Origin of the sequence: Pseudoalteromonas sp. (assembly GCF_041629635.1) — a bacterium.
GTDB lineage: Bacteria > Pseudomonadota > Gammaproteobacteria > Enterobacterales > Alteromonadaceae > Pseudoalteromonas.
Genome location: NZ_JBFKMX010000158.1, coordinates 1 through 7,416 on the forward strand (window position 1 = coordinate 1; position 7,416 = coordinate 7,416).

The 7,416-nt window shown below is 39.7% G+C and carries 6 protein-coding genes; all 6 read left to right on the top strand.

The genetic code is table 11. The annotated features are described in order from the left end of the window. On the top strand, positions 1–1,037 hold a 1,037-nt coding region (locus tag ABYD77_RS16460; RefSeq protein WP_372771193.1), incomplete at its 5' end, for a YfbK domain-containing protein. Between the two features lie 43 nt (positions 1,038–1,080). Beyond that, positions 1,081–1,677 carry a sigma-70 family RNA polymerase sigma factor gene (locus ABYD77_RS16465; protein ID WP_372771194.1) on the top strand — a complete coding sequence of 199 codons (597 nt, stop codon included), beginning with the start codon at positions 1,081–1,083 and terminating at the stop codon, positions 1,675–1,677. A gap of 2 nt (positions 1,678–1,679) precedes the next feature. After that, the gene (locus ABYD77_RS16470; RefSeq protein WP_372771195.1) at positions 1,680–2,321 is read left to right on the top strand and encodes a hypothetical protein; all 642 of its coding nucleotides are present in this window, start codon (positions 1,680–1,682) and stop codon (positions 2,319–2,321) included. Between the two features lie 142 nt (positions 2,322–2,463). After that, positions 2,464–4,521: a methyl-accepting chemotaxis protein gene (locus ABYD77_RS16475; protein ID WP_372771196.1), complete on the top strand. Its 2,058-nt coding sequence runs from the start codon at positions 2,464–2,466 to the stop codon at positions 4,519–4,521. Positions 4,522–5,102: 581 nt separating this feature from the next. Next, positions 5,103–5,729, top strand: coding sequence for a hypothetical protein (locus tag ABYD77_RS16480; protein ID WP_372771197.1), 627 nt, complete (start codon positions 5,103–5,105; stop codon positions 5,727–5,729). After that, the coding region (locus tag ABYD77_RS16485) for a hypothetical protein (protein WP_372771198.1) at positions 5,716–7,416 on the top strand (1,701 nt) is incomplete at its 3' end. The genes ABYD77_RS16480 and ABYD77_RS16485, both read left to right, overlap by 14 nt.

Sequence of the window (7,416 nt, forward strand, 5' to 3'; positions counted from 1 at the left end):
ATGATAAAAATAAGCTGCCTTTACTGGTACAAAGCTTAACCATGATGGTTAAGCAGTTATCGGCACGCGATACGGTGAGTTTGGTTACCTATGCAGGCAATACTGAATTAGTACTTAGCCCAACGAAAGGCAATGAAAAGCAAACTATTATCGATGCGCTGCAAAAACTACAAGCAGGCGGCGGTACGCATGGTGAAAGCGGTATCAAAATGGCCTATCAGGAAGCAAAAAAAGCGTTTATTAAAGGCGGAGTGAACCGTATCATTTTAGCGACTGATGGTGACTTTAATGTTGGCACAACCAATATTGATGCACTCAAAGAGATGATTGCTGAAAAACGCAAACAAGGCATTTCGTTAACCACATTTGGCTTTGGGCGCGGTAACTACAACGATGCCATGATGGAACAATTAGCGAATATTGGTGATGGCAATCACGCCTATATTGATACCCTTCACGAGGCGCAAAAAGTGCTTTTAAGGCAAATGAGCGGCACACTGCAAAGCATTGCTAATGATGTCAAAATTCAGCTCGAATTTAACCCAGCAGAAGTTAAAGAATATCGCTTGATTGGCTATCAAAATCGCTTACTGAAAGACGAAGACTTTAATAACGATAATGTCGATGCTGGCGAAATTGGTGCAGGTCACACCGTGACGGCGCTTTATGAATTAACGCTCGCTGGTAATAAAGGGCAAGTTGATGCGCTGCGCTATCAGCAAAAACAAGTGGTAAGCGCCAGCGATGAACTGTTACAGGTGAAAATTCGCTATAAATTACCGGGTGATACGGAGAGTAAATTAATTAGCCAAGTGGTTAATAAACAACAGGTGTTAAACGATTTCGATAGCGCCAGTTTAGATTTTAAATTTGCGTCCTCAGTCGCGGCATTTGCGCAAAAGTTAAAGCAAAGTCAGTACTTAGGCAGTATGAATTACCACGACATCGCCACAATTGCACGAGCAAATAGGGGAGATGATCCATTTAACTATCGCGGTGAATTTGTTAACTTGGTTGAACTTGCCAGTGCTTTATAGCTGAATCACTAAAGACTATATGACTCAAAAAATTGAACCACACATGGATACGGACGAGGCATTTATGCTTGATTATGGTAAAGGTAATCAAGTTGCCTTTCATGCCCTTTATGCTCGTCATAAAGGGCCGTTGTATCGCTATGTGTGTCGCCAATTAGGCGCAAAGAATCACAGTAAAGCACAAGAATTATTTCAAGAAGTATGGCTGAGAGTAATCGATAATCGCACCCATTATAAAGTCGAGGCTAAATTTAGCACTTGGCTTTATCGCATCGCTCATAACTTGTTGGTTGATGAACACCGAAAGTTTACAGCGCGAGGTGAGCACTTGTCTTTGGTTGATGACGAACAAGATGAAGGCAATCACATTGCTCTTGCTTCAAATCAAACGCATCACGAAAACACCCTGCATAATGATTATTTGCAAAAGGCTATTAAGCATTGTGTTGAGTTACTTGTTCCACAGCAACGCGAAGCGTTTTTGCTACGCCACGAAGCAGGGTTTGTGTCCAGCCAAGTGTGCGATATTGTTGAAGCAAAACCCGAAACCGTTAAGACCCGATTACGCTATGCCATGTCGCAACTTCGTGAATGTTTACAGCGAAAAGCGGGTGCAACCGAACTTGGAGGCGAAAGGTAGGTATGAGTAAGCAATTTGACGATGAAGACATTATTAAGCTTTATCAACAAGGGAATGATGAGCTGCCGCCAAAAGCCCTCGATGACGCTATTTTAGCCCACGCGTCCGATGCAATTAGCAAACAGCAGCCCGTTATAATAAAGCCAAACCGTTGGTGGCAATATTCTGGGGTTGCTGCTGCAATGGTTGCTATCGCTGTGTTTGCACCTTGGCAGTATTATCAAGAGCCAGATTTTGAATCAGAATTAAAATCAGTAGAATCAAATGATAAGCCTGCGATACCGCAAGCCAAGAAAGCAGCTAAACGTGAACAGCAAGTTGAAATGATGGAGCTATTAGCTGATGACGTGCAGTTAGAAAAAATAGAAGTAACGGGCTCAAGAATTGAACGCGTAGCACCAGAGCAAAAAGCGCGAACTGTTCAAGCGCCACCGCCTACGATGCTGAAAATGGGCACTGAACCACTTTCAGAATTCAACGTTGTTTTAGCCAAACTTGAAAAAAATGATAAAAATGGCGCAGAACAAGCGCTAATAGAATTACTGGAAGCAAAACCCAAACTACATGAAAAGATCCCAAATTCGCTTGAGGATTTATACCAAACGCTTCTTGAAAATGGCAAGCTGACTAAACACCAAAAGTAAACAATGCGCAATAGACCTGCTAACTATTCATTAAAGTAATTGGTATGGTTTTAATCCCTAGCTAGAATAAATAATTTTATTTTTTGAACTAGAATTAATGTCACTGCCGAGCTTTGTTATTACCTCGAGAGGTAAATTTAAAATGAGTAATCAAATCACTTTCTTCAATAGTTTAAAAGGGCGCATAGTACTTAAGCTGATTTTACCAACAGTGACTATCACAGCACTAATAGTGATTATTAATGCTATGAATTCTTTTTCCGATGCGCGTAAAAATGCGGAAGCGTTACTACGTATTTCAGTTGATAAAATCGCCTTGGAAATAGAACGAAGAAACGGTAATGCAGTGCGTGCAGCAAAATTAATGGCGTTAACTCAGGAGGAAGCCTTATTTGGTATGCGGGAAGGATCTAATGCACTGGTACGTCGAATACTGGAAGAGCATCCAGATTTTACAGGTGTTTCCTTTGGCTATGAGCCTAATGCTGATGGCTTAGACGAACAATTTCAGGGTGAAGACTATGTCAATAAGACGACTGATAATAATGGTCGCTTTCTGCCTTATTGGTATCGTGATGAAAATAATGGTCTGGCGGTTAGCCCCTTAGTCGATATGGAAACTAGCTCTTATTATGACGGTGTTCGACGTCAGTATCAGTTAACAGGTAAAGCGCAGTTTATGGTAACTGAACCTTATGTTTATGAAGGAAAAATGATTGTAGAGCAGGTTTACCCGATTATAAAAAATAACCAATTTGTCGGAATTGCTTCCATTGACCGAGCATTAACTGATATTGAACAGCTTTTAGAAAGTATAAAGCGAGAAACAGGGAGAGACCTTTATTTAATAAGTCGCGGTGGCCGATTTATTGCCACCACAATTGCAGATAGTAATTTAAATACCAAATTGATTACTGAAACTTCTTACTCAAAATTATTGGGAAAGTTTCATCAACAGCGGACAAAAGATTGGCTTCAGCTCAGTGAAGATCCAACTGATCAGGAGGCTTATTATTTTGCCAGTAAGATGGTTAAAACTGGGGAGTGGTTATTGGTGTTGCGTGAATCCGAAAACCAGGTATTGGGATCGATACAAGCTCAACTTATTAAAACAACCCTAATTGCCACCATTGGGATATTAATTTTGATTGTTTTGTCTTTATGGTTTGTCCGCTCAATTAGTTCAAGGGTACAAAAAGTTATGCTTAAAGCAGAGCATGTAGCCGTAGGGGATCTGTCTGATGGCGCTCGTACCGATTCTATAATGCATGATGAAATAGACGCTATGGAAGAGAGTCTGGAGAAAGTCAGCAGCTCCTATAGTCAGATATGCCAGCTATGTGGCGCAATAGCCGCAGGAGATTTTGGTGTTACTATGGCAAAAAGAAGTGAAGATGATTTAGTTGCCGAGTCGATAAACACCATGTCTCATCGTCGGAAGGTGATAGAAAAAGCGGTAACTGAACGCTCTGATCAAATTAAAAGCAGTATTCAAACCCAAAGTACTGAAATAGTAAATGTTGCAGCATCGATGAATCAGATGTCTGCAACGGTTGCGGAAGTGTCAAGTTTAGCAAATAACTCCGCTGATAATGCGCAGCAAGCTTTGGCATCAGTTAAGTCGGTTCAAACAACATTAGCTGAAGCCTTGCAGGAGGCTAAAGAATTATCTCAAGAAATAACTGCTGCAAGCGAAGCTATAAGTAAGGTTGTGGTTAGTAGTGAAAATATCAACCAAATTGTAGATGTAATTAATATGATTGCCGAGCAAACAAATTTGTTAGCACTGAATGCAGCGATAGAAGCAGCCCGTGCAGGTGAGCAAGGAAGAGGCTTTGCAGTAGTGGCAGATGAGGTCCGTGGATTGGCAGCTAAAACCCGTAACTCTACAGATGAAATCAATGAATTAATCTCTCAGTTGGAAGGAAATGTAAGTAACTCAGTAAATATCGTTGAAAAGGGACTTGAACGTACTACAAGAAATGTAGAGCGAACAGAAAATGCTAATGCAGCGCTTAAAGCGGTATCAGGTATGATTGATAGTATTAGTATGCACATGATTCAAGTTGCTACTGCAGTTGAGGAGCAAAGTGTAACTTGTGAGGAAATTAATAAGAATATAACTGCTATTAATGATGCATCTGCACATTTATCAAATTTTGCAGAGCAGTCTCTTAATGACGAGTCTTTTAAACAATAATTCTGCAGGTTTACCTTCATGAAGGTGAAAATTGATAGTTGATAGTTGATAGTTATTTATCGAGAGCGTTTATTACGAGTTTGCCGGTGTAATCAAATCATGAGGCCATAATTCGAGTAATTGTATGCTTTACCTTGAGTATTTCTTTAACCCTAAAGTAAACAGTCACGGTTTATTGATTTTGAACATTGATTTGCCACTCGTGAGGGTTTCTTCATTCTTGTTTGAATCCCAACAGTGGTGTTTTTTATTTTAATATTTGCGCTCATTATACTCTTCTATTTTAAGATTTTAAAAAGCTTAACAACGAAAGTTGAGCATAAAAACGTATTATGAATTGCAATTTGCAAAGCGAACTGCAAATACTTCTATAAGTATGTATGAGTGCTTCAACTATAAAAGGTGAGTGAGATAAACACTTGTCACTTGCTTACCACCTACTTTACCTAGCTTAGCATCAATCTTCGAACGCTTTAGCGTTAAATTCTTGGAATTGGCACATCCCCTGCTGAATAGGATTACGTTCTGGCTTCAAAGAAGCTTAATTCACTTTTTACTCTAAAGTATACAGGAGATAAAAGATGGGCAAGCAACAAAATATTAAACAACCAATTACTGAAATTAACTCACAGCATTCTGAAAATGCTCTTGATCACGACAAGTTAAATGAAGCTAAAGTAGATCAAATCAGAGACATCATCTTTGGCAGTCAAATGCGAGCTTATGAAGGTCGCTTCAACCAGCTAGATACTCGACTTTCAGCCGAGATTGTGCGTCTCAAGGAAGATCTCAATAACCGAATGCAAAAACTAGAATCTTTTATTAAAGATGAATTTAGTCGTACTAATACTCAATTAAATACTGAAAAAAGTGCTCGGATGAAAGCTTTAGAGTCGGTACAACAAGAAATTTCTGTAACCAACAAACAATGTAGCGAACAAGTAATAGAATTAGCTGAGCAATTAACAAAAGATAATAGCGAGTTGCGTCAAATGCTGCATAATCAAATAGATGAAGTCTTAAATAAGCTGTCCAGTTCAGAGACTCAATTAGGTGACCAACTTAACCGTCAAAGCATTAAACTCAGTAATAGTAAGGTTAGTAGAGATGATTTAGCTGATTTATTCAATGAAGTTTCATTACGCTTAACTTCGCAATTAGACTTGAGCGAAACGTTAGATAAAGAGCAGCGTCATGGACTCGCTTGAGCAATTGAAAGAGCTATTGATTAGCGAAGAAAAACAGCAATTGCAGCAGTTAGAGCAAAATACCTCTTCACAAAAAGTATTTAGCCAACGTACAGCAGCAGTGCTACCGCAAGCGATTGAAAGCCTTTCTAATAAGCCTGAGTTTATTGCATCGCTAGAAGGAGCTGTGACCCAATGTATTCACAAAAGCGTAAAGCGAGATAGTAAGCTATACGCCGATGCATTATTTCCTGTAATAGGCCCAGCGATTCGTATGTCTATTCTTGAAACTTTTCGCACACTGATTAGTTCCATTAATCAAGCCGTGGAAAACGCTTTTTCTATTCAAGGACTCAAGTGGCGTTGGCAGGCTTGGCGAGCAGGGGTGCCTTTTCCCGATTATGTAGTTAGTCAGACAATTGCATTTCGTGTAGAACAAATATTCTTGATCCAACCTTGCACAGGCTTATTAATGGCACATGTAATACATCCAGCCATATCACAAAAAGCAGATGCGGATGCATTTTCAGCCATGCTTACTGCCATACAACAATTTGTCGTTGACTCATTTTCAGTCGAAAGTCATGCACATTTAGACTCAGTTGATTTTGGTGACTTGAGCGTGATGCTTCTTGATTCTCCGGATGCTGTTATGGCTGTAGCCGTTAGAGGAATTGCCCCAAGAAGTTTAAAGGTACAATTACAAGAGAATCTCGAGCAAATTATCTTTAAACGTGGTGAAGCGTTAGAATTATTTGATGGTGATCGCAGCACTATGATCTTTATAGAGTCAATGCTGGAGCCTTTGCTTATTGAGCAAAAGCGCGAACTATCAACTTCACAGCAGCGCTCTTCGATGATTAAACAAAGAATGCTATTTGCATCAACACTCATCGCTCTTTGCTGGTTACTGTGGAGCAGTGTTGTATATGCATTTAACTACTATCGAGTTCATCAAGCCGCAGATATCTTATCTGCTACACCTGGCTATGTGGTCCATCAGGTAAGCTACCAGTCTGGTCGTTGGGTTTTATTCGGCTTGCGAGATCCACTAGCGCAAGAGCCTCAGCGAGCTCTAAAGCCTTTAAACCTAACACTTGATGGGGTTGAATTTCGCTTAGAGAGTTATTTTTCGTTAGATAAAGCATTGATAATGAAGCGCATAAAGCAAATATTACTTCCACCTAGCAGCATACAAATTACCATTTCTGATGGTGTTATTGAGCTGCAAGGAGAAGCTGATTATCAGTGGATCGAAAAGTTACAACAAATGACAACTATCAATGTTTTTGGTTTTCAGATGCAAACCAACAACCTAGTAGAGTCAATGCACTCCAAACTTGTTAGAGTTGAAACTTTCGTTTCGCAACTCCCTGATGTTGAAATGTCAGTCCAGTCTAATCAAGTAGTTTTCAGTGGTTATGCTACGCAAAACTGGATTACTCAGCTTACTAATTTCATGGCTGAAATAAAAGTAGACTTTATATCTGAAAATTTAGTCAGCTTTGAAGCAAAAGCTGCCTCAGAACTCATCGATTTTATTGAAAAAACGGAGATAATCTTTACAAACACTCAACCTTCTTCTGAGCAAATAGAAAAACTGAGCAGAGTCGCAGATCAGATGCGTCAATTACAGATGTTGTCAAACCAAACTGAAACTCCATTTTCCTGTCAACTGATTGGACACTCGGACGGTGTTGGAAACCGA

Coding starts and splice junctions, on each gene's coding strand:
- ABYD77_RS16480 (WP_372771197.1), top strand. CDS start 5,103: ATGGGCAAGCAACAAAATATTAAACAACCAATTACTGAAATTAACTCA.
- ABYD77_RS16475 (WP_372771196.1), top strand. CDS start 2,464: ATGAGTAATCAAATCACTTTCTTCAATAGTTTAAAAGGGCGCATAGTA.
- ABYD77_RS16465 (WP_372771194.1), top strand. CDS start 1,081: ATGGATACGGACGAGGCATTTATGCTTGATTATGGTAAAGGTAATCAA.
- ABYD77_RS16470 (WP_372771195.1), top strand. CDS start 1,680: ATGAGTAAGCAATTTGACGATGAAGACATTATTAAGCTTTATCAACAA.